At 61.7% G+C, this 20,776-nt stretch carries 20 protein-coding genes; 5 read left to right on the top strand and 15 right to left on the bottom strand.

Translation table 11 applies throughout. From position 1 onward, the window contains the following. Positions 1-31: 31 nt before the first annotated feature. The 13 genes from def to pyrR form a co-directional block, all read right to left on the bottom strand. Positions 32-541: a peptide deformylase gene (gene def / locus M5J06_RS02120; protein WP_250223845.1), complete on the bottom strand. Its 510-nt coding sequence runs from the start codon at positions 539-541 to the stop codon at positions 32-34. 152 nt (positions 542-693) lie between these two features. Continuing rightward, positions 694-2,736: a primosomal protein N' gene (locus M5J06_RS02115; RefSeq protein ID WP_250223844.1), complete on the bottom strand. Its 2,043-nt coding sequence runs from the start codon at positions 2,734-2,736 to the stop codon at positions 694-696. Between the two features lie 11 nt (positions 2,737-2,747). Beyond that, positions 2,748-3,971, bottom strand: coding sequence for a methionine adenosyltransferase (gene metK / locus M5J06_RS02110; RefSeq protein ID WP_250223843.1), 1,224 nt, complete (start codon positions 3,969-3,971; stop codon positions 2,748-2,750). A gap of 115 nt (positions 3,972-4,086) precedes the next feature. Beyond that, on the bottom strand, positions 4,087-5,412 hold the full coding sequence (coaBC, locus tag M5J06_RS02105) for a bifunctional phosphopantothenoylcysteine decarboxylase/phosphopantothenate--cysteine ligase CoaBC (protein WP_496197094.1): 1,326 nt from the start codon (positions 5,410-5,412) through the stop codon (positions 4,087-4,089). Positions 5,413-5,521: 109 nt separating this feature from the next. Continuing rightward, the gene (gene rpoZ / locus M5J06_RS02100) at positions 5,522-5,824 is read right to left on the bottom strand and encodes a DNA-directed RNA polymerase subunit omega (RefSeq protein ID WP_070524322.1); all 303 of its coding nucleotides are present in this window, start codon (positions 5,822-5,824) and stop codon (positions 5,522-5,524) included. 38 nt (positions 5,825-5,862) lie between these two features. Beyond that, positions 5,863-6,432 (bottom strand): guanylate kinase, encoded by a 570-nt coding sequence (gene gmk, locus M5J06_RS02095; RefSeq protein ID WP_070524324.1) that lies wholly within the window; start codon positions 6,430-6,432, stop codon positions 5,863-5,865. Between the two features lie 8 nt (positions 6,433-6,440). After that, on the bottom strand, positions 6,441-6,761 hold the full coding sequence (gene mihF / locus M5J06_RS02090; protein WP_010186801.1) for an integration host factor, actinobacterial type: 321 nt from the start codon (positions 6,759-6,761) through the stop codon (positions 6,441-6,443). Between the two features lie 270 nt (positions 6,762-7,031). After that, on the bottom strand, positions 7,032-7,880 hold the full coding sequence (pyrF, locus tag M5J06_RS02085) for an orotidine-5'-phosphate decarboxylase (protein ID WP_250223842.1): 849 nt from the start codon (positions 7,878-7,880) through the stop codon (positions 7,032-7,034). Continuing rightward, positions 7,864-11,205, bottom strand: coding sequence for a carbamoyl-phosphate synthase large subunit (gene carB, locus M5J06_RS02080; protein WP_070564407.1), 3,342 nt, complete (start codon positions 11,203-11,205; stop codon positions 7,864-7,866). The genes pyrF and carB overlap by 17 nt, the downstream gene beginning before the upstream one ends. Positions 11,206-11,235: 30 nt before the next feature. Next, entirely contained in the window at positions 11,236-12,399 is a 1,164-nt protein-coding gene (gene carA, locus M5J06_RS02075; protein WP_250223841.1) for a glutamine-hydrolyzing carbamoyl-phosphate synthase small subunit, read from the bottom strand. 103 nt (positions 12,400-12,502) lie between these two features. Further along, the gene (locus tag M5J06_RS02070; protein ID WP_250223840.1) at positions 12,503-13,861 is read right to left on the bottom strand and encodes a dihydroorotase; all 1,359 of its coding nucleotides are present in this window, start codon (positions 13,859-13,861) and stop codon (positions 12,503-12,505) included. Between the two features lie 44 nt (positions 13,862-13,905). Then, positions 13,906-14,877 (bottom strand): aspartate carbamoyltransferase catalytic subunit, encoded by a 972-nt coding sequence (locus M5J06_RS02065; protein WP_070524337.1) that lies wholly within the window; start codon positions 14,875-14,877, stop codon positions 13,906-13,908. Continuing rightward, complete coding sequence (gene pyrR, locus M5J06_RS02060) at positions 14,878-15,468, bottom strand: bifunctional pyr operon transcriptional regulator/uracil phosphoribosyltransferase PyrR (protein ID WP_070532978.1); 591 nt, start codon at positions 15,466-15,468, stop codon at positions 14,878-14,880. A gap of 161 nt (positions 15,469-15,629) precedes the next feature. Here pyrR and M5J06_RS02055 point away from each other — a divergent pair, with 161 nt between their 5' ends. The 5 genes from M5J06_RS02055 to M5J06_RS02035 are packed head-to-tail and all read left to right on the top strand — an operon-like array spanning position 15,630 to position 19,134. Further along, positions 15,630-17,027, top strand: coding sequence for a TIGR01777 family oxidoreductase (locus M5J06_RS02055; protein ID WP_193629634.1), 1,398 nt, complete (start codon positions 15,630-15,632; stop codon positions 17,025-17,027). A 35-nt stretch (positions 17,028-17,062) separates the two neighbouring features. After that, positions 17,063-17,578: a YbjN domain-containing protein gene (locus M5J06_RS02050; RefSeq protein WP_070524343.1), complete on the top strand. Its 516-nt coding sequence runs from the start codon at positions 17,063-17,065 to the stop codon at positions 17,576-17,578. After that, on the top strand, positions 17,571-18,092 hold the full coding sequence (locus tag M5J06_RS02045) for a YbjN domain-containing protein (RefSeq protein ID WP_070532982.1): 522 nt from the start codon (positions 17,571-17,573) through the stop codon (positions 18,090-18,092). Before M5J06_RS02050 ends, M5J06_RS02045 begins: the two co-directional genes overlap by 8 nt. Continuing rightward, on the top strand, positions 18,089-18,607 hold the full coding sequence (locus M5J06_RS02040) for a hypothetical protein (RefSeq protein ID WP_070532984.1): 519 nt from the start codon (positions 18,089-18,091) through the stop codon (positions 18,605-18,607). The genes M5J06_RS02045 and M5J06_RS02040 overlap by 4 nt, the downstream gene beginning before the upstream one ends. Continuing rightward, the gene (locus M5J06_RS02035; RefSeq protein WP_070532986.1) at positions 18,604-19,134 is read left to right on the top strand and encodes a hypothetical protein; all 531 of its coding nucleotides are present in this window, start codon (positions 18,604-18,606) and stop codon (positions 19,132-19,134) included. The genes M5J06_RS02040 and M5J06_RS02035 overlap by 4 nt, the downstream gene beginning before the upstream one ends. 3 nt (positions 19,135-19,137) lie before the next feature. Here the strand turns inward: M5J06_RS02035 and M5J06_RS02030 are convergent, their stop codons facing one another. Then, complete coding sequence (locus tag M5J06_RS02030; protein WP_070532988.1) at positions 19,138-19,992, bottom strand: PPK2 family polyphosphate kinase; 855 nt, start codon at positions 19,990-19,992, stop codon at positions 19,138-19,140. 25 nt (positions 19,993-20,017) lie between these two features. Beyond that, the gene (locus M5J06_RS02025) at positions 20,018-20,773 is read right to left on the bottom strand and encodes a sulfite exporter TauE/SafE family protein (RefSeq protein WP_070532989.1); all 756 of its coding nucleotides are present in this window, start codon (positions 20,771-20,773) and stop codon (positions 20,018-20,020) included. Positions 20,774-20,776 lie beyond the last annotated feature (3 nt).

Raw genomic sequence — 20,776 nt, 5'->3', positions numbered from 1 at the left:
CTGCTGTACTGCTGATTAAGAAGGACTACGGCTATGTGTTGAACCACTCCGATTGGCGGATGGTTTTCATAGAGTCCTTCCGCAGTTCATCGCTCAGACGCTGCAAGAACAAGATCCCATCCAAGTGGTCCGTTTCGTGTTGGATACAACGCGCCATCAGCCCAGAGGCAAGCATGGATATCGGGCGGCCGTGTGGGTCGAAACCGCGCAGACGTACGGTAGAAAACCGTTCAGTGGGCTGCGAAATACCGGGGATGGACAAGCAACCTTCGGCCCCCAAATGCTTCTCCTGGCCCACCGCCTCCCATACCGGGTTAATGACGGCACCGCGCAAACCATGCTGATAATGCGAGCAATCGAAGACAAAGATGCGCTTGGTCACACCGATCTGGTTGGCCGCTAAACCTACTCCCCCTGCGGCTTCCATAGTTTCCAGCATGTCCTGAGCCAAGCGTTCCAATGATGGCCCGAACTCGGTGATTTCCTCAGCTCTGGTGGTGAGGACCGGGTCGCCGTAGAGACGAACCTCGCGCACGGTCATAGTGGTACTCCTCGTGGTTGACGGTATGTCACGTCGTGCGGGGGTTGTCGGTCTAGGCATTCCTCGCCTGCCCAGGGCCCTCCGCGCTCCTGCACCGAGAATAGTTCACCTCCCGCGGGAGGCGCTCGACAGGGGTGGAAAGGAGCGCAGCGTTAACCAATGTTTATCGGATCCACGGCGATACGCAGAGGCAAGACATCCTTGCGAGCACTGCGCAAGGAATTGGCTGTGCGCAAGGCCTGGCCCAGCAGGGACCGCGGACCTAGCGGGGTTCGAATTAGCAGACGCTGCGGTTCGCCGCCGCGCTCATGGTCGTATTCACCCGGCAAGCTCACGCCAGGCGGCAACGGTACGGGCCCGAGAAGCTCTGCATGCTCCGGCAACTCCGCTAGCTCCAGGAAGGCGTCGAGGGAGGCGTCTGCCCCGTCGATCGCCGCCATATGCACCGCGGGCGGAAAGCGAACCTCGCGGCGCGCCTGCAACTCGGCCGCCGCAGCCCCCACCATGTCCCACCGGCGAAAGAAATCCACCAGCGGCAGCTGTTCGTCAGCAGCGACTATGACCGCACCTCCCTCTTTGGCCGGTGCTACGAGGGCGGCAGCCGCGGCCCATGTGGCCAACGTGTCCTCCGTGGCGCGCAGATCCTGGCGACCGAGCAACGCCCCGGTTTCCACTAGAAGCGCAGCCCCGTACATCCCGCCTTTCGCCACGCGCGGCTCCGCGCCGGGTGTAGCGATGACGAGCGCCGGCGCGTCTGGGATTTCATCTACGACGGTGGGCCCACCGGATTGAATCACGCGTGTATTGGGAAAAGCCCGGCCCATCTCCTCCGCAGTGCGCTCGGAGCCCAACACGATGGCACGCAACCGCGGTGAGCCGCACTCCGAACAGCGGTAATGCGCGTCAACGCGCCCGCACCACCGACACGTGGGCAGCGCCGCAGAATCGGTCGACTCGTGCTTCGAGCCGCGAGCGGAAGGCAGACCTAAGGGACCGTTGCAATGACGACACCGTGCAGGAGATGCACACTGCCCACAGGCGAGGATTGGGGCATAGCCCTTGCGCGGGACTTGAACAAGGACGGGCTCGCCCCGGTCGAGGGCTGCGCGCGTGGCTTGGAAGGCGGGGCCGCTTACCGACGTCGTGCCTCCCCGCATATGGCGGGCCACGTTGACGCCATACGCACCCACCGCAACGATTTCGGGGCGCCTATCTTCCAGTGTGTTCGCGGCGGGTAGAAGATCGTGGGCCCACCCCGATTCAACGAGCAGTTGGGCCTCCGCGGTGCGGGCGTGGCCGGCGAGGATAAGGCTGCAACCTTCCTGCGCGGAGCGTGTGCTCAGCACTTCCCTGGAGTGGACATATGGCTTGAGGTTGTCAACCAGGCTATCGTCGCCATCGTTGAGCAGGACGGCCAATTGGAGGCCCTTGACCGGGGCGAAGGCGGCAGAGCGCGTTCCGATGACGATTCGAGCTTGACCCGTCAACGCCGATAGATAGCGGCGATAGCGCGCCTGGGGGCCGGTGCTGTGCGCGAGCACCGTGATTTGTTTGGCAGAGACGTGGCGGCGAAAGGCCTCCTCGAGCTGATCCAGGTCCTTCTGGTCGGGTACGACCATGAGCACGCCGCCGCCTTGGAGCGCCATACTGGTACCCAGCGCTGCTAGCGCGCTTGCCCAATCCTCCCCCGGCGCTATCTGCCACGCTGCTCGCGCAATATGGCCCGACAGCACCGAGTCCACGAAGGACTCACCATGCTGGTACCCGGACCACGCAGAGAGATCCGGGTGCTCCGCTGTGCCTAAGTCCTCCCACGGTGTATCGACATCCGCTTCCTCAGCCTTAGCGTGACGCGCCGGGATGGCGGCGCGGATGATATCGGAGCGCACGCCGCCATAGCGGGCAGCAAGGGATTCGATGAGCGCCGACATTTCCGGCGAATACACCGGATAGGGGGAAATGACGCGATCGATATAACGAAGCGATCCAGCGAAGTCAGAATCGCTGGCGCGGGAGAGGAGGATGGCGTCGACCAGCCGGCCGTTGAAGCGAATACGCACGCGCACGCCTGGCTGGGCGGCCTGCGAATCCGATTCATCGATGAGGTAGTCGAATTCGCGGTCCAGGTGCGCTACCCCCAACAAAGGCAACACCCGCGCGACCGGTTGCTGGGCGGCGGGTGTCTTCTTGGGCATAGCGCCCGATTCTACAGGCCGGCGGCGCGGCGCAAGTCGACAGCCCGCGAGGTGTCCTCCCACGGAAGGTCAACATCGGTGCGGCCAAAGTGACCATAAGCCGCGGTTTGACGGTAAATCGGGCGCTGCAGGTTGAGCTCGCGGATAATGGCGGCGGGGCGCAAATCAAAAACCTTGTCCACCGCAGCCTGAATGTCGGCATCGCTCAGACCGGCGTGAGCAGTGCCGAAGGTTTCCACATAGAGGCCAACGGGCTTCGCGCGGCCAATAGCGTATGCAACCTGCACTTCGGCGCGATCGGCCAGACCGGCCGCCACGATGTTCTTAGCTACCCAACGCATAGCGTAGGCGGCTGAGCGGTCCACCTTGCTCGGGTCCTTGCCGGAGAAGGCACCGCCACCGTGGCGGGCCATGCCGCCGTAGGTATCGACGATGATCTTGCGCCCAGTCAGGCCTGCATCACCCATTGGCCCGCCAAGAATGAAGGAACCAGAGGGGTTGATGAGGAGCTCGGTGTCTTCGGTGTAGTACTTGCTCAGGTTCGCATCGTTGACGACCCACTCGACGACATGGGTGCGAAGCTGCTCCGCGAGCCAGTCCTGGGTCACCTCCGGATCATGCTGGGTGGAGATGACAATCGTCTCTAAGCGAGTCGGCACATCGTCCTCGTCATATGCAAAGGTGACCTGGGTCTTGCCATCTGGGCGCAGGGAAGGAACGATGCCTTCCTTGCGGACCTGGGTGAGGCGACGCGAAAGGTGGTGTGCCGTAGAGATCGGCAGCGGCATGAATTCTGGAGTCTCATTCGTTGCGTAGCCGAACATGAGGCCCTGGTCGCCAGCGCCATATTGATCGTCGTCCTCAAACTGGCCCGAGCGAACCTCGGTTGAGGCGTCCACTCCGGCGCCAATCTCTTGGGATTGCTCACCAATCGCTACGTTGACTCCGCAGGTGTGGCCGTCAAATCCCACGTCGGAGGAAGTAAACCCGATCTCCACGAGGGTCTTGCGTACAATCTGCGGGATCTCCACATACCCGGAGGTGCGCACCTCACCCACGACGTGAACTTGGCCCGTGGTGACCAGAGTCTCCACGGCGACGTGTGCGTTTGGGTCTTCCTTAAGAAGGGCGTCAAGAATGGCGTCCGAGATAGCGTCACAAATCTTATCCGGGTGACCTTCTGTCACGGATTCGCTGGTAAAAAGACGTACCGCCTGAACAGCTGTTTCAGTCACAAATCTTCCTTAAACTAGTTCTGCGCGCCGTGGGCAAGGCAGCGCCTATCCCACGTCCCGGCTAATAACACCGCCCCATCGTAGACCAAGCGGTCTACAGCTGCAAGAACGAGCGCTACCTTTCCAGAATTTCATTCACCACGTTAAGTATCTGGGCAGCTACAACCTGCTTCGATCCCGGTTCAACCTCCACCGGATCAGCACCCTTCCGAAGGATCCACCCTGCACTCGTTGGCTGTCCGAAGACCTTGCCCTCCCCAACCTCGTTGGCCATGAGTACATCGCACCCCTTCTTCACGAATTTTTGCTGGGCGTACTCGAGCACGCTCGTGTGTGCATCCCCGGTCTCCGCTGCAAAACCGACGATGATGGCATCGCGCTTCAAGTCCCCATTCTCGCGGCGTTCCACCAACCCCTTGAGGATATCTGGGTTCTCCACCAACTCGAGATGAGCTAAGTCCTCGTCAGCGGCCCCCTTCTTCATCTTGGAGTCCGCGACGGAAGCCGGCCGATAGTCTGAAACAGCTGCAGCCATGATGACGATATCCGCATCCGCTGCTTCAGCGTTCATTGCCTTGTGCATATCGCGAGTGGAAGTCACCCGCACAACGGAGGCGCCTGATGGAATCGGAAGCGCGTCAGTATTGCCGGCAACGATAGTTACATCTGCACCGCGCTGCGCGGCTACTTCTCCTAAGGCAAAGCCCTGGCGACCAGAGGAACGATTGCCCAGGTACCGCACCGGATCTAGGTTCTCCTGCGTCCCCCCGGCAGAGATCACGACCTTGAGCCCCTGCCAATCATGATCCACGCGGTGGCCAGCAATAATTGTGCGGGCAAACTCCGCTATCTGCCCCGGTTCCGGCAAGCGGCCTGCACCGGAATCAACGCCGGTGAGCCGCCCATGGGCCGGTTCCATCACGATAACGCCGCGACGACGCAATGTCGCCACGTTGTCTTGCGTCGCGGGATTGAGCCACATCTCCGTGTGCATAGCTGGGGCAATGATGACAGGACACGTAGCAACCAGCACAGAGGCGCTCAGCAGATCATCGGCGCGGCCACAAGCCAGCCGAGCGATCAAGTCAGCGGTAGCTGGGGCGATGACGACGGCATCGGCCTGCTGCCCCAGCGCGACATGCTGCACCTCATCAACAGCATCGAAAACGGTAGTCGAGACCGGATGCCCCGACAGCGCCTCGAAGGTGGCTGCACCGACGAAATTTAACGCGGCTTCTGTAGGAATCACGCGGACATCATCGCCGTGCTCAGTGAAGTCCCGAATCAAATGACACGCTTTATAGGCTGCGATTCCGCCGGCCACGCCAACAAGGATGCGACGCGGCTGCGTGGTTCCGCCTGCACCCGATGAAGCCGCCTCTGCGGGAGCCGAGGCAGTGCTGCTCTCTGGACTATCTGGGGTTTGCTGTACATCCTTCACTCGGACGATAGTACCCAAGACACAACAAACCCACCCAAGCGCCTCAAGCGACACTAGGGTGGGTCTATTTCGGAATACGCGTTAGGCTGCTGCCTTCACGGGGCAAAGACTAGTTGCCTTCCTCGTGGTCCAGCAGGCCGGCGTCGATCTCGCGCAGTGCGATGGACAGCGGCTTCTCGCCCGGCTCCGGGGTCACCAGCGGTCCGACGAACTCGAAGACGCCTTCGTCCTGTTCCTTGTAGTAGCTGTTGATCTGACGTGCGCGCTTAGCGGCGAAGATCACCAGGGCGTACTTAGACGAGACCTTGCCCAGCAGCTCATCGATAGGCGGGTCAGTGATACCCGTCGGCGGATCGAATACTGGCTCCGGCTTTGCGGCCTCAGAATTGGCAGGTGTGGTCACGTTGGTCACATGCACCTTTACTGTTGGTAGATGGTCAAAATCGTGGTCTATCCACGCAGGATAGCACTAATTGCAGCAACGGCCTCATCGAGATTGTCATTGACAACGATGTGGTCGAACTCTTTTTGCGCGGCAAGTTCCGTTTCTGCGGTGTGCAAACGGCGGTCAATCACATCCTGTGGCTCGGTACCGCGCCCAGTCAGGCGCTCCACCAAAACCTCCCAGGACGGTGGGGCCAGAAACACGGTTTCCGCCTCCGGCATCGCCGCCTTCACGTTGCGGGCGCCTGCAAGATCAACCTCCACCAACACTGGGCGACCAGCCAACATCGCTTCCCTAACGGGTTGAGCCGGCGTACCAGAACGCTGCAAACCACCGTGGATCTCTGCCCATTCGAGCATGTCTCCGGCGTCTATGTGTTCCTGGAAAGCCTCCGGGGAGACAAAGAAGTAGTCCACCCCATCAGACTCGCCGGGGCGGGGTTGGCGCGTCGTCATCGAGACGCTGAAGTAAAGGTTGTCTACATCATCGCGCAGGCGCGAAACCACAGTGGACTTACCCACAGCGGACGGCCCGGCCAGAACGACCAGGCGCCCGCGTGCAGTTTCGTCAGCCATTGCGCTAATTACTCGCCGTAGCCGAAACGCTCGAGCAGGGCGCGGCGCTGACGGTCACCCAGGCCACGCAGGCGGCGGGTCTGAGCAATCTCCAGGTCCTCCATGATTTCCTTAGCCTTGACCTTGCCAACCTTCGGCAGAGCCTCGAGAAGCGCGGAGACCTTGGTCTTACCGATGATCTCATCGGTCTCGGCCTTCTCCAGAACTTCCTGCAGGTTGGTCTCGCCGCGCTTCAGCGCAGCCTTGAGCTCAGCGCGAGCCTTGCGAGCCTCAGCGGCCTTTGCGAGAGCTTCTTTGCGCTGCTCATCTGTCAACTTGGGAAGGGCCACGGGTTTCCTCCGATTTCATTAGTACGAACATTGTCATCTGATGGCTAACACCAGAATCTCGGCTCACGGTGGGAAGATTTCCCCAGCGCGGGGTAGCTTTTGCTACCGCCGCGAACCGACTTCTGGCAATCCTAGCACTGGTCTGTACGCGATGACGTAACCCGGCCCCTTTCTACTAAAGGTTCCTGCACGTCAACGCACATGCCTTAAACAAAATACCAGGTAAACGGCGCGCCTGTTAATCCAGCGCGCCGTTTGAGGCCGAGCTCTTTAGTCTCGGAATTCAGCAGCCGTATCAATTACGGCTTTGCGCAGGTCAGCAACGTCTGGTCCTGCCGAAAGGATGGCTCGGGAGACGTTGGCAAAGCCCAGCTCGGGCGCCGCGGAGGTGAGTTGCCTTACATCAGCTGGAGTCGCGCCCTGCGCGCCCACGCCCGGAAGAAGAACCGGACCATGTAAATGGTCTAATACCGGCGGCGCGTCGAGTGTCGCACCAACAACCACTCCGAGCGCTCCTACAGCGTCATCCGTGGCCATTGCCGCGGCATTGCGCTGTCCGAGTTCATCAACGACGCGCTGCGCTACGCTGCGGCCATCGACGCTCAGCGATTGCAACGCCACGGCCTCCGGATTGGAGGTCGCCGCAAGGACGAAAACACCAGCACCGGTCTTTTCCGCAATATCGAAGACAGGACTCAACGCTCCCACACCGAGGTAAGGCGATACCGTCACCGCGTCCGCGCGCAACGGCGAGTCCTCCCCCAGCCAGGCCTCGGCATAACCAGCCATGGTGGAGCCGATATCGCCGCGTTTAGCATCGGCCAGACTCAGGCAGCCTTGCTCGCGCAGTGCTGCCAGAACCTCTTCGAGGACGGCGAATCCGCGCGAACCACAGCGCTCAAAGAACGCCACTTGCGGCTTGACTACAGCTGCCGTGTCGGCGAATGCCTCGACGCAACGCATACTAAAGGTGCGCAGTCCGTCGACATCGACTGACAGGCCCCACGCCTCCAGGAGGTGTGGGTGTGGGTCAATACCCACGCACAGACGGCCTCGTTGCCTACCCGCGGCAACAAGGCGATCACCAAAGGTAGGTGCCGTATTAGTTGGCTGGGTCATGCTTAAGCTCCTGCAGCGCGCGTACCTTGAGGTCTCCCTGGCGCAGCGCCTCGATGCCCTGCACCGCCGCGGTAACGCCCTGGACGGTCGTCACCAGCGGAACTCCGACGGACACTGCCGCGGCGCGGATGTCATAACCGTCGTGGCGTGCACCGGCGGAACCGGCCGGGGTGTTGAGGATGAGGTCGACCTTGCCGGCCAGGATGGCGTCGACGATGGACTCTTGTCCCTCCTCAGCCTCGGAGACCTTGACTGCCACCTCGCACTCCACGCCATTGCGGCGCAGCATCTGCGCGGTGCCTGCCGTAGCGACGATGGTGTAGCCCATGTAGGCCAGGCGCTGAATCGGGAAGATCAGCGTGCGCTTGTCGCGGTTGGCCACGGACACGAAGACCGTGCCCTCCGTCGGCAGCTCGCCGAAGGCGGCCATCTCACCCTTGGCATAAGCTGCGCCGAAGTTGTCGGCCAAGCCCATGACCTCACCGGTGGACTTCATCTCCGGGGAGAGCAGCGTGTCGAGCAGCTGACCGTCCGGGCGGCGGAAGCGGTTGAACGGCAGCACGGCTTCCTTAACCGCAATCGGGTGCTCAATGGGCAGGGAGCCGCCGTCATAGGTGGACGGGATGATTCCCTCATCCTTGAGCTGCGCGATGGACGCGCCGAGCATGACGCGAGCTGCGGCCTTAGCCATCGGCACACCGGTGGCCTTGGACACGAACGGCACCGTGCGGGACGCGCGCGGGTTGGCCTCGATGACGTAGAGGGTGTCGTCCTTAAGCGCGTACTGGACGTTCATCAGGCCCTTGACGCCGATACCGTGCGCTAGACGACGCGTCGACTCCCGCACCTTTTCAATATCCTCCGGGCCGAGCGTCATCGGCGGCAAGGCGCAGGAGGAGTCGCCGGAGTGGATACCCGCCTCCTCGATGTGCTCCATGACTCCGCCGAGGTAGACCTCCTCGCCGTCGCACAGCGCGTCGACGTCGATCTCGATGGCGTTGTCGAGGAAGCGGTCCACCAACACCGGGTGATCCGAGGTGATCTCGGTGGCGCGCTCGATGTAGTCACGCAGGGAGTCTTCGTCATAGACAATCTCCATGCCGCGGCCGCCCAGCACGTAGGACGGGCGGACCAGCACTGGGTAGCCGATGCTCGCGGCGACCTCGCGGGCCTCATCGAAGGAGGTGGCGGTGCCGAAGTCCGGTGCTGGAAGCTCGGCAGCGGCAAGCACCTTACCGAACTCGCCGCGGTCTTCCGCCAGGTCGATGGCGGCGGCAGAAGTACCGACGACCGGAACGCCCGCGGCGGTCAGGCGCTCGGCCAAGCCCAACGGAGTCTGCCCGCCCAGCTGGACGATGACACCGGCTACCTCACCACAGGCGGCCTCTGCGTGGTAGACCTCCATGACATCCTCGAAGGTCAAGGGCTCGAAGTAGAGGCGGTCTGCAGTGTCGTAGTCCGTCGATACTGTCTCCGGGTTGCAGTTGACCATAACCGTCTCATAGCCCTCGCGGGAGAGTTCCAGCGCGGCATGCACGCAGGAGTAGTCAAACTCAATGCCTTGACCGATGCGGTTCGGGCCGGAGCCCAAGATGATGACCTTGCCCTTGGTCTTTTCGGAGCTGGCTCGAACCTCGGATTCCGCGTTCGGATCCATCTCGTAGGTGCTGTAGTGGTAAGGGGTTTGAGCCTCGAACTCGCCCGCACAGGTATCAACGGTCTTGTAGACCGGGCGAATACCCAGGGACCAGCGCAGGGAACGCACGCCATCCTCACCGGCGAACTCCGGGCGAAGCGCGGCAATCTGGGCATCTGAGAGGCCAAAGACCTTGGCGCGGCGCAACAACTGCGCATCGAGCACTGGGGCGTTCTCGAGCTCCTCGCGGAACTGCACGAGTGCTTCGAGCTCCGCCAAGAACCACGGGTCCAGGTGGGAGTGCTCGTGGAGCTGCTCAACGGTAGCACCCAAACGCAGCGCCAGCTCGATGTCGTACATACGGCCCTCGGTCGGGCGCTCTAGATCCTTGAGCACGGCGTCGAGGTCGGTAGCGCGCTCACCGGCGAAATACTCATCCGGCTTGGTCCAGAAACCAGAAGGCTTGCCCTCCAGCGAGCGCATGACCTTATTGAGGCCGGAGATGTAGTTGCGGCCAATGCCCATGGCCTCGCCCACGGACTTCATCGTGGTGGTCAGGGTGTCATCAGCGCCCGGAAACTTCTCGAAGGCAAAGCGAGGGGCCTTGACGATGACGTAGTCCAGCGTCGGCTCGAAGGCGGCCGGGGTCACACCGGTGATGTCGTTACGAACCTCGTCCAGGGTGTAGCCGATAGCCAGCTTGGCAGCCAGCTTGGCAATCGGGAAACCGGTGGCCTTAGAAGCTAGCGCCGAAGAGCGGGACACACGCGGATTCATCTCGATGGTGATGATGCGGCCGTCATCCGGGTTCACAGCGAACTGGATATTGCAGCCGCCGGTGTCGACGCCGACCTCTCGGATGATGGCGATGCCTTGGTCGCGCATCTTCTGGTACTCGCGGTCAGTCAAGGTCAAGGCCGGGGCCACGGTGACGGAGTCACCGGTGTGGACGCCAAGGGCGTCGACGTTCTCGATGGAGGCGATGACCACGACGTTATCGTCACCATCGCGCATGAGCTCGAGCTCGAACTCCTTCCAGCCCAGGATGGACTCCTCGATGAGGACGTTCGCTTCCGGCGAGGCGGCCAGGCCGCCGCCGGCGATACGGTCGAGGTCCTCCTCGTTGAAGGCCAGACCAGAGCCCAGACCGCCCATAGTGAAGGACGGGCGCACGACAACCGGGAGGCCGAGCTCGGCGACGGTCTCGTGAACCTCATCCATGGTGTGGCACACGCGGGAGCGTGCGGATTCGCCGCCGATGGAGGCCACGATGTCCTTGAACTTCTGGCGATCCTCGCCGCGCTCGATGGCGTCGATATCGGCACCGATGAGCTCGATATCGTACTTCTTCAGGATGCCCAGGCGGTCCAGCTGTACGGCGGCGTTGAGGGCGGTCTGGCCACCGAGGGTTGCCAGCACGGCGTCGATAGGATTGCCCTCTTCCTTTTCCTTCTGGAAGATCTTCTCGATGAACTCCGGCTCGATGGGTTCCACATAGGTGTGGTCGGCGAACTCCGGGTCGGTCATAATCGTTGCCGGGTTGGAGTTGACCAGCGTGACGCGCAGGCCTTCCTCCTTGAGCACGCGGCAGGCCTGGGTGCCGGAGTAGTCGAACTCGCAGGCCTGGCCAATAACAATCGGGCCGGAGCCGATAACCAGGACGTGATTGATGTCGTTGCGCTTTGGCATTAGCTTCTTCTTCCTCTTCCTGGTTGCGTTCTACTTGTTCGGGGACTTCTCAGTCATGAGCTCGATGAACTGGTCAAAGAGCGGGTTAGCATCGTGCGGGCCGGCGGCGGACTCGGGGTGGTACTGCACGGAGTAGGCCATACCGTTCTTGAGCGCTACGCCCTCGATGGTGTTGTCGTTGAGGCAGGTGTGGGACACAACTGCCGGGCCGAAGTCAGTATCGAACTCCTCGCCCGCCGGGTCTTCCTTGCCCGAGGGGCTGGCCAGGGCGAAGCCGTGGTTCTGGGAGGTGATATCGATCTTGCCGGTGAGCTGGTTGCGCACCGGGACGTTGATACCGCGGTGACCGAACTTCAGCTTGTAGGTGTCCATACCCAGCGCGCGGCCGAGGATTTGGTTGCCAAAGCAGATGCCAAAGAAGGGGTACTTGGCAGCAAGGATATCGCGCACGATGCCCACCATGGTGTCAGCGGTAGCCGGGTCGCCCGGACCGTTAGAGACAAACACGCCATCCGGGTTGTACTGTTTGATCTCCTCAAAAGGAGTGTTGGCTGGCACCACGATGGTCTCGATGCCGCGCTCGGCGAAATTCTTCGGGGTTGCGGTCTTAACACCCATGTCATAGGCCACGACGGTGAAGCGCTTCTCCCCTACAGCTGGGAAGGTGTAGACCTCATCGGTCGAGACTTCTTCGGACAAGTCGAGACCTGCCATGGATGGCTGATTCTTGACCTCAGCGATGAGCTCCTCGACGTCCCGCTCAGCTGCCTCGCCGGAGAAGATGCCGGCCTTAATGGAGCCGTGGTTACGCAGGTGACGCACCAGGGTACGGGTATCAATTCCGCCGATGCCGATGATTCCCTGCTTCTCCATCTCCTCCGGCAGGGACCGGGCGGCGCGCCAGTTGGAAACACGGCGGGCAAGGTCACGGATAACAAGGCCGGCAACCCAAATCTGGTCGTCGTGGGACTCGCTGTCCTCATCGTTCCAGCCCGTATTACCAATCTGGGGCGCGGAGGCAACCACGATCTGACGGTGATAAGACGGGTCAGTCATGGTCTCTTGGTAGCCAGTCATGGCGGTAGTAAAGACGGCCTCGCCCAGGGTTGTGCCCGTGGCGCCGAAGCCGAAGCCACGGAAAGTACGGCCATCGGCGAGGACCAGGATGGCGGGAGTGGTGCTAGTGGAAGTCACTGTGCGTTAAACCTTTCAGTGATTTTGTCGGTGAAGGGTTGGTTGTGTTGGCTATGAGCGTTGGGTACTCGGGTTGAGCAACTCTGACTCTCGATTATCCCGATTATTCGTCTGCCTCGTCACCACTTTCAGCAGAGAGGTCATAGGTCACCGCGCCGCGCAGGATGGTGTAGGTAACGCGCGCGCCAAACTCCTCCCCCTCATAGGGGTTGTTCTCCGACTTCGAGGCCAGGCGAGTGGAATCTGATACCCACTCATGTTCCGGATCAACGATGGTGAGGTTGGCCGGCTCGCCGACTGCAATCAGGCGACCATGGCCGGGCAGGCGGGTAATCTCCGCCGGACGCTCCGACATGACGCGAGCAACGAAGCGCCAATCCGCCAGACCGGTGGCGACAAAGAGCTTGGCGATGACCGCCAGGGAGGATTCAAGTCCCAACATGCCCGGCTTGGCGTGCTCGAACTCGACACACTTGTCTTCGCTGCCGTGCGGGGCGTGGTCCGTTGCCACGACGTCGATAAGCCCGTCGAGCAATGCCTGGCGCAGGGCCAGGGTGTCGGATTCCTCGCGCAGCGGTGGGTTGACGCGGAAGACGCCGTCGTAGGTCACCAGCTTGTCATCGGTCAGCAAAAGGTGGTGCGGGGTCACCTCAGCAGTCAGCGGAATCCCCTGTTCCTTGGCCCACTTGAGCAGCTCGACTGTGCCCTTCGTCGAAGCGTGGCAGATGTGCATGCGGTTGCCGTAGTCACGCGCGAGCAGTGCGTCGCGCGCCACGATCGATTCCTCAGCCACGCGCGGCCAGCCGCGCAGACCCAGGCGGGCGGCAACCTCGCCCTCATGGGCGCTCGCGCCTTCGGTCATCCGGTGATCCTCCGCGTGCTGGGCCAGCAGGACGTCGAGCCCCTTGGCGTATTCCAAGGCACGGCGCATGAGCTGCGGGTCCTGGACACACTTGCCGTCGTCGGAGAACATGCGCACCTTGGCATCCGAGCGGGCCATCATGCCGAACTCGGTCAGCGTTTTACCCTCCAAGCCCTTCGTGATGGAGCCAACCGGGTGGACGTCGCACAAACCGCGCGCCTGGCCCTTGGCCCAAACGGACTCCGCGATGATCGGCTGGTCTGTGACCGGGGAGGTATTCGCCATGGTGAACACGGCAGTAAACCCGCCCTTGGCGGCGGCCCGCGAACCGGTCTCGATGGTTTCTGTGTCCTCGCGACCCGGCTCACGCAGGTGGACGTGCATGTCCACCAGGCCCGGCAGCAGCACGTTGCCGCCCCCGTCGATGGTGCGGTCGACCCCTTCCGCTGGGGTGATATCGGCGGCGCCGATCGCCTCGATGACGCCATCCTTGATCAGGATGTTAGTGGGTTCCCCTTCCCCATAGGGGCGAACATTGGTGATGAGCAAGGTGCCCGCCGCGGGAGCAGAGAGCACGCCGGTGTCTGGATAAGTAGTCATGGTTTCTGAAAAGCTCTCCTCGTTGATTTATGAGATAACTCGTTTTAGATACCGGCGTTCTCGCCGTTGGTGAGCAGCGTAAAGAGTGTGGCCATGCGCACGTGGACACCGTTGTGGACCTGCTGGAGCACCGCGGTGTTGTCATAGTCAGCCACCGCGTAGTTGATTTCCATGCCGCGGACCATGGGGCCCGGGTGCATGATGATGGCGTCCTTCTTCATGGCAGCAGCGCGGTCCTTGGACATCCCGTAAAGAGCTGCATACTCGCGGTGCGAGGGGAAGAAGCCGCCGTTCATACGCTCTGCTTGGACGCGCAGCATCATGACGACATCGGCCTTGGCCACCTCGGAGTCGAAGTCATGGGAGACGCGCACCGGCCAGGTGTCGACGCCAAAGGGCAGCAGCGTCGGCGGAGCGACAAGCGTAACCTCAGCGCCCAACGTCGACAGCAGGTCCACGTTGGAGCGCACGACGCGGGAGTGCAGGCAGTCACCGACGATGGTGACGTTCAGGCCCTCGAAGCCGGTGCCAGAGGCGGAGCGATCCGTACCAAGGTGTAGGCGCTGGCGCATCGTGACGGCGTCGAGAAGCGCCTGCGTGGGGTGCTGGTGGGCACCATCGCCGGCGTTAATCACGCTCGGGCCCTGTCCTCCCGGTGCTACCCAACCGGCCAGCTGCTGCGCCGCGCCGGAGGAAGGATGGCGGATGATGATGGCATCGGCGCCGATGGAGGTCAGCGTCAGCCCAGTGTCCTTGAGGGACTCGCCCTTCTTCACCGAGGACGTCGAGGCAGACAGGTTGATGACATCCGCCGACATCCACTTTCCCGCCGTTTCAAAGGAGGAACGAGTACGGGTGGAGTTCTCATAGAACAACGTAAACACGGTTCGCCCGCGCAGAGTCGGCAACTTCTTGACTTCGCGGCCGTCCAAGGCTTCCCGGAAACGGTCGGCCTCATCCATGAGCCCGAGGATTTCCTCGGCGCTGTGGTCGGCGATATTGATGAGGTGCTTCATTTATGCCTCCTTGCCGGGCTGTGCAGTGAAGCGGGTAAGAACGACGGCATCCCGGCCGTCGATGTCGGCGTTGTAGACGGTGACGTCCTCGTCGCGCGCAGTGGGGATATTCTTGCCCACGTAATCGGCGCGGATAGGCACCTGGCGGTGCCCGCGGTCCACGAGGACGGCAAGTTGGATAATGTCGGGGCGCCCGATATCTGCCAGGGCGTCCAGCGCGGCGCGGATGGTGCGGCCGGAGTACAGCACATCATCAACAAGGATGACCGTGGCGCCGTTGATACCACCGGCTGGGACTGTGGTGGGCTGCAATGCCCGGTGCGGGCGAGCATATAGATCGTCGCGGTACAACGTGATGTCAAGGGAGCCCCAGGGAACCTCCACCCCGGAGAATTCCTCAATCTTTTCGGCAAGGCGCTGCGCTAAAGGCACGCCACCAGAGGGAATGCCTAAGAGCAGGACCCGAGGAGATTCACTCGAATCAAGCGCCGTTTTCTCAATGATCTGGTGCGCGATGCGTGCGACGGTACGCGCGACGTCTTTCGAGCTCAGCAGCTCGTTGGACTCCGCGTGGGTGCCGGTTTCACTCATCGTGACCTCCTTCCCCGCCTCACGGTGCGGTCTTTAAAGGATGTCGGACAATGGTTAATAGGACTTGTCTATGCTTGAAAGCCAGCACCAACCATAGCACTCTTCATCCGTGCTGTATACGCCCTCGCACCCCCGAATTTTCTCAGGCAGGTCCATAGACAGTGAGTTTTACTACCCAGCACGTTGTTCCAGCCCCGCGCGAAGAGGTATGGCAATGGCACACCCGCCCCGGGGCGCTCGCCCGCCTCACCGCGCCATTTGGTTTCATGACTCCCCTGCAGCAGGCCGAGTCACTGGCAGACGGAACATCGGTCTTGAGCTTGCCTGGCGGCCTGAAATGGGTTGCCCGGCATGATTTGAGTAGGTACCAGCCGCGGCGTTCCTTTGCGGATGTGTGCATCAACGCCCCCTTCCGTTCGCTGGCGAACTGGCGCCATGAACACCTCTTTGAGGATCACCCGGAAGGCACACTCATCACCGACAAGGTGGACACACGCATTCCCACGGGTGCGGTGGAGTCGGTCTTTGCCTACCGCCAGCAACAGCTCATCGAAGACTTTCGCTTTGCCCAACGGCTCGGTGAGCTCAACGCCGAGACCCGCACTATAGCGATTACGGGAACGCACGGGACGGTTGGCGCTGCTGTGGCCGCCCAACTTGGCACCTTGGGCCATACCGTCGTGCCTCTAGTGCGCTCCTCCCCGGGTGCCGGCGAACGCTTGTGGCGCCCAAACATTCCCGCCAAGGATTTGTTAGAGGGAATCGATGTTCTCATCCACCTAGCCGGGGAGCCAATCTTCGGTCGTTTTAATTCCGCTCACAAGGAGGCGATCCGGGATTCGCGCGTGGGCCCCACTCACCTGTTGGCCCAGCTTGTAGCCCAGACACCGTCCGTGTCAGCGATGGTCTGCGCCTCCGCCATCGGCATCTACGGTCCGGACCGGGGCGACGAGGATCTCACCGAAGAATCGGAGCGTGGGGATGGTTTCCTCGCCGACGTCGTGGGGGCGTGGGAGGAGGCCTGCGCGCCGGCGCGCGAGGCGGGAAAGCGCGTGGTGAACCTGCGCACCGGCATAGTGCAATCAGCCAACGCGGGTATCCTCCCGCTGCTGCGTGCACTGTTTTCTACTGGACTCGGCGGCGCGTTCGGCAAGGGCACCATGTGGAATAGCTGGGTTGCGCAGGACGATCTTTCAGACATGTTTGTCCGCGCCGCGCTCGACCCAGAGTGGCAGGGCGCGATCAACGCGGTCTCTCCGCAGCCGGTGCTCAACCGAGACTATGTCGACGCCCTCGGCGCCCTGCTCCACCGTCCCACCTTCATCCCCATTCCCAGCGTCGGGCCCGCCCTGCTGCTGGGTAAGGAAGGCGCACGCGAGCTCGCACTGGCTAACCAGAAGGTGGTGCCCAGCCGGCTGGAGAATCTGGGCCACGTCTTCCGCTACCCAGAGCTAAAACCAGCGCTTGCCCACGAACTCGGCGGCGAACAGCTCGTCGATGCCCCCACCTGCGCACCCGAGGAGGACGGCTCCGGTAGTGTCGGGGCCGGAAAAGATTAAGAAATATGTAGCAAGTAGCAAAGTGAGTAGAAGAATTGACGGACACCACTAATCACGACGACACGCAGCAGCGCCAGCTGCAGCCCGACACCCCCATCGAGGAGGTCACCCTCGAGCGCATCGCGGAGATCTTTGAGTCAGAGAACTTGGAGTACCGCATCGAAGAGCAAAAGACCCAGGACGGCCAGACGGTCAACCTTCTGCGCACCGGTTTCTCCAACGCCGCCATAGCCTTCCAGCTCGTTGGCTCCTCACTCATCGTCGATTCCGTGTGGCGCGGCTCGGTCCCCGCCTCCGAGGGACCTGCGCTCCTCATGCACATCAACGCGTGGAACCAGGACCATTTCACCCCGACTTTCCGCTTCTTCGAGGCGCCCGATAACGCCTTGGCGGTGTCTGGTGCGCGTGATCTCGACGTGACACATGGCGCCTCCCGCAACCAGCTTGGCGCGTTCGTCATGTCTACCTTGGATGCCGTGTTGCAGTCCTTCGAGTGGATTGAACAGCAGTACCCGCAGCTCGTTACCTGGAAGGAGCACAACCATGACTAATCCGACAACCACCGCCGCCGAAGACCCGCACGCACTGCCGGAGGTCACCCTCGACCGCATCATCGAGGCGATGAAGACCTTCGACATCGAACTCGAGCCAGTCACCGGCCGCGACGATGCCGCCACTGCAAACCTCAACGGTCTGCCCTGCATGTTCGCCGTGTTGGAGAGCGTTGCCATCGTGCGCTGTGATGTGCCGACGGACGTCAACTACGCCAAGGCTGATGCAGGCCTTTTCCTGGCGGCCAACCAGATCAACTCCGTGGCCATGGGAGCCCGCGCGGTGATCGCGGACTTCGACGGCATGCTCCTCGTGCGCACTGAGGCCGACCTTCCGTGTGCGGCCGGTATGAATGACGAACAGTTGGCAGCCGCACTGCGCGCCTCCGTGGATGGTGTCATCAACGCGCAGAACGCTATGGTCGCCGCCGCCGAGGAAATGGCCAAGCTCGGTTCGGAATCCGCCGCGCAGGCGGGAGAAGGATCCGAGGCCGCCCAGGGTGAACAGCAGTGACCGATCTCCACGTGGTTGAGCCGGTCACCATCGACCGGCTGGCGCAGTTGTGCGAGCTTATCGACGCCGACTATGCCCTCATCGAGGCAGCACCTGAAGCCGACGAGGACGCGGCCGCCGACAACTCCCCGGCCGCGCGGCGCGTGCTGCAAACCGGTGTGCCCCATATCGCGGTGCACTGTGACCTTGACGCCGAGGGTGACGTGTTGAGCGCCTTCGCTTCCTGGGAAGGCACGCTTCCCGCACACTTGGAGCACGACGTGGCCGCCGCCGTGGCGGAGCTGAACTGGGCTAGCGTTGCACCGACGTTGAGTTATCTCGTGGAAGAGGATGCAAAGGGAAACGAGGAAATCCACCTAGGTGCTAACCGCGCCATGGCTGTGGGCGAAGGCCTCTCCTTGGCCCAGCTGGGCCACTTCTTGTTGAGTTCCCTGTCCAGCTTCGCGGAAATCTTCGATATCGTGGCGCAGCGCTTCCCGCAGGCAGTCACCTGGGATAAGAAGGAGCAAGCATGAGCCAAAACTCGACAACGAACCAGAATGCATCCGTAGGTTCTGATCCTTTCGATATCCTGTCCGGCTCGCCGCTGCCCACCGTGAGCCGGGATCGCGTGCTCACCGCGCTGAACAGCACCGAACTGGACATGGCGGCCACCGCGCACCCGGAGGATGCGACTACCGCAGTTGCCCGCCTCAACGATCTTGATTGGGTCATCACTGCGGAAGAGGGCCTTGTGCGCATCGAGTGCGTGCTCTCCACGCAGCTCAACGCCGACATGCTCCCCATCTTCCACGTCCTGTGCAATGAGTTCAATGCAGGCGCATTCGATGGGCGCGCGCTCGTCGGGCTGGTCGAGGATGAGGTGGAGCTGCGCGGTGACTCTTGCTTCGTCACCACGGCGGGCCTGAACGAGGACCAGCTCTTCCACGCGCTTAACGTGGGCGTGATTAATGCCCAAGAAGCGCTGCTCTCTGTTCTCGATACCTTCAACGCCGCGGCCCGTGAACTTGCCCGCGACGTCGATGACGCAGAAAGCGACTAGCTCTTAGTCGGCGTCCTTAATGCGCTGGCGCTCTACTTCCGGATCAAAGTCGGGCGCTGGCCATTCCAGGTCCAGGTGGCGTAGGAGATCCACGATGAGGAACTTCAGCGCCATCCGGGCATACTTCTTATTATCGGTGGGGATGACGTACCAGGGTGCGTAGTTTTCATCTGTGCGCCGAATGGCATCCTGATAGGCCGCCATGTACTCATCCCAATAGGCGCGCTCTTCCACATCGGAAGGGTCATATTTCCAGAACTTGTCCTCCCGTTCCGTGCGCTCCAGTAGGTTCTTCTTCTGCGCGTCCTTGGACAGGTGCAAGAAAACCTTGATGACCTTGACGCCCTTCGCCGTCAGATCCAGCTCATAGTCGCGGATGGCGTCGATGCGTCGGTCCACTTCTTCTTCATCGACCCACTCGTGTACGCGTTGGATGAGGACATCCTCGTAGTGTGAGCGGTCAAAGGCCACGATTTGTCCCGGCTGTGGGTCGTGTTTACGGATGCGCCACAAGAAGTCGTGTTCTAGTTCCTCCTCGGTGGGCTTGCCAAAGCTCACGGTCGTGGTTCCCTGAGGGTCAAAGGTGCTCAACACGTGGCGGATAGCCCCGCCCTTGCCTGAGGTATCCATGCCCTGCAAGACAATGAGTACCGCCGGGGCGTCCTCACCATAGCTGCGGCCATTGGCAAAAAGCCGTTCTTGGAGTTCATACAGCTCATCATCGTACTTGGAGAAGCGAGCGGCGAGCTCCTCCTTATCGCCGTCAAAACCGGGCGTTGCCGAAGCATCGACCGAATCAATCTGAAAATTCTTGCCAGCGCGCAGGGACAGTGCGTCCTCAATCTTGAATTTCGCCATGGGTCCCACCCTACCCAGGCGCTGTCTAAGCACCCAGAGTGAACAAGCCTCGCAGTAGTGCGATCAACGCACCCAAGCCGGCGAGCGAAAGCGAGAGCTTGTGCGCCTTATCGCGCGAGACCCGTCCGGCAATCTTCTTTCCTGAAAAGATGCCAACGCACATGCCAATTACCCCACAGGGCCACACCAGCCAGTGCAGTCCCTCGAAGCCGCCAGAACCCAAGAAGGATTTCGTTAGCACCGAGGACAATCCGCCGATAAAGAAACAGGGCTGCAAGGTTGGCGCGAGGACTTCCTTCGGCCACCGTGCTGCCTGCGCATACACCGTGATGACAGGGCCGGCCACGCCCGCGAGCGTGTTGGTGAACCCGCCCAAAATGCCCGCGGAAATGGCCGGGCCCGTACCGCGCATCTCCGGGACGAACTTTCGCCCGAAGACCACCACACCCAACGCGATCAACAAGGCCGCGCCAACGAGTACCAACAATGCTGCGGTATCAATACGCGCGATGAGCAGGGCTGCCGGGATTGAGCCGAGGATCATGAAGGGGCCGATGCGCAGCCACTTTCCCCAATCCACGTTCTCACGCATCGAATAGGTCGTGAGAACAGCGTTAAGGCAGGCCAAAACATTGATGACCATGATGCCTTCCACCGGGCCGAGGAAGAGGGTCAGGATTGGTCCACCAATGAGGCCAAGGCCCATGCCGGACACTCGTTGCAGGCAGGAGCCAGCTAGAACTGTGAAGAGAACAACGAGCGGTATTGCCAGTACAGACATGTC

Origin of the sequence: Corynebacterium intestinale (genome assembly GCF_023574125.1) — a bacterium.
GTDB classification, from domain to species: domain Bacteria; phylum Actinomycetota; class Actinomycetes; order Mycobacteriales; family Mycobacteriaceae; genus Corynebacterium; species Corynebacterium hesseae.
Note: the sequence above shows the minus strand (reverse complement) of the source record. Positions and strands in the feature narration are given on the sequence as shown.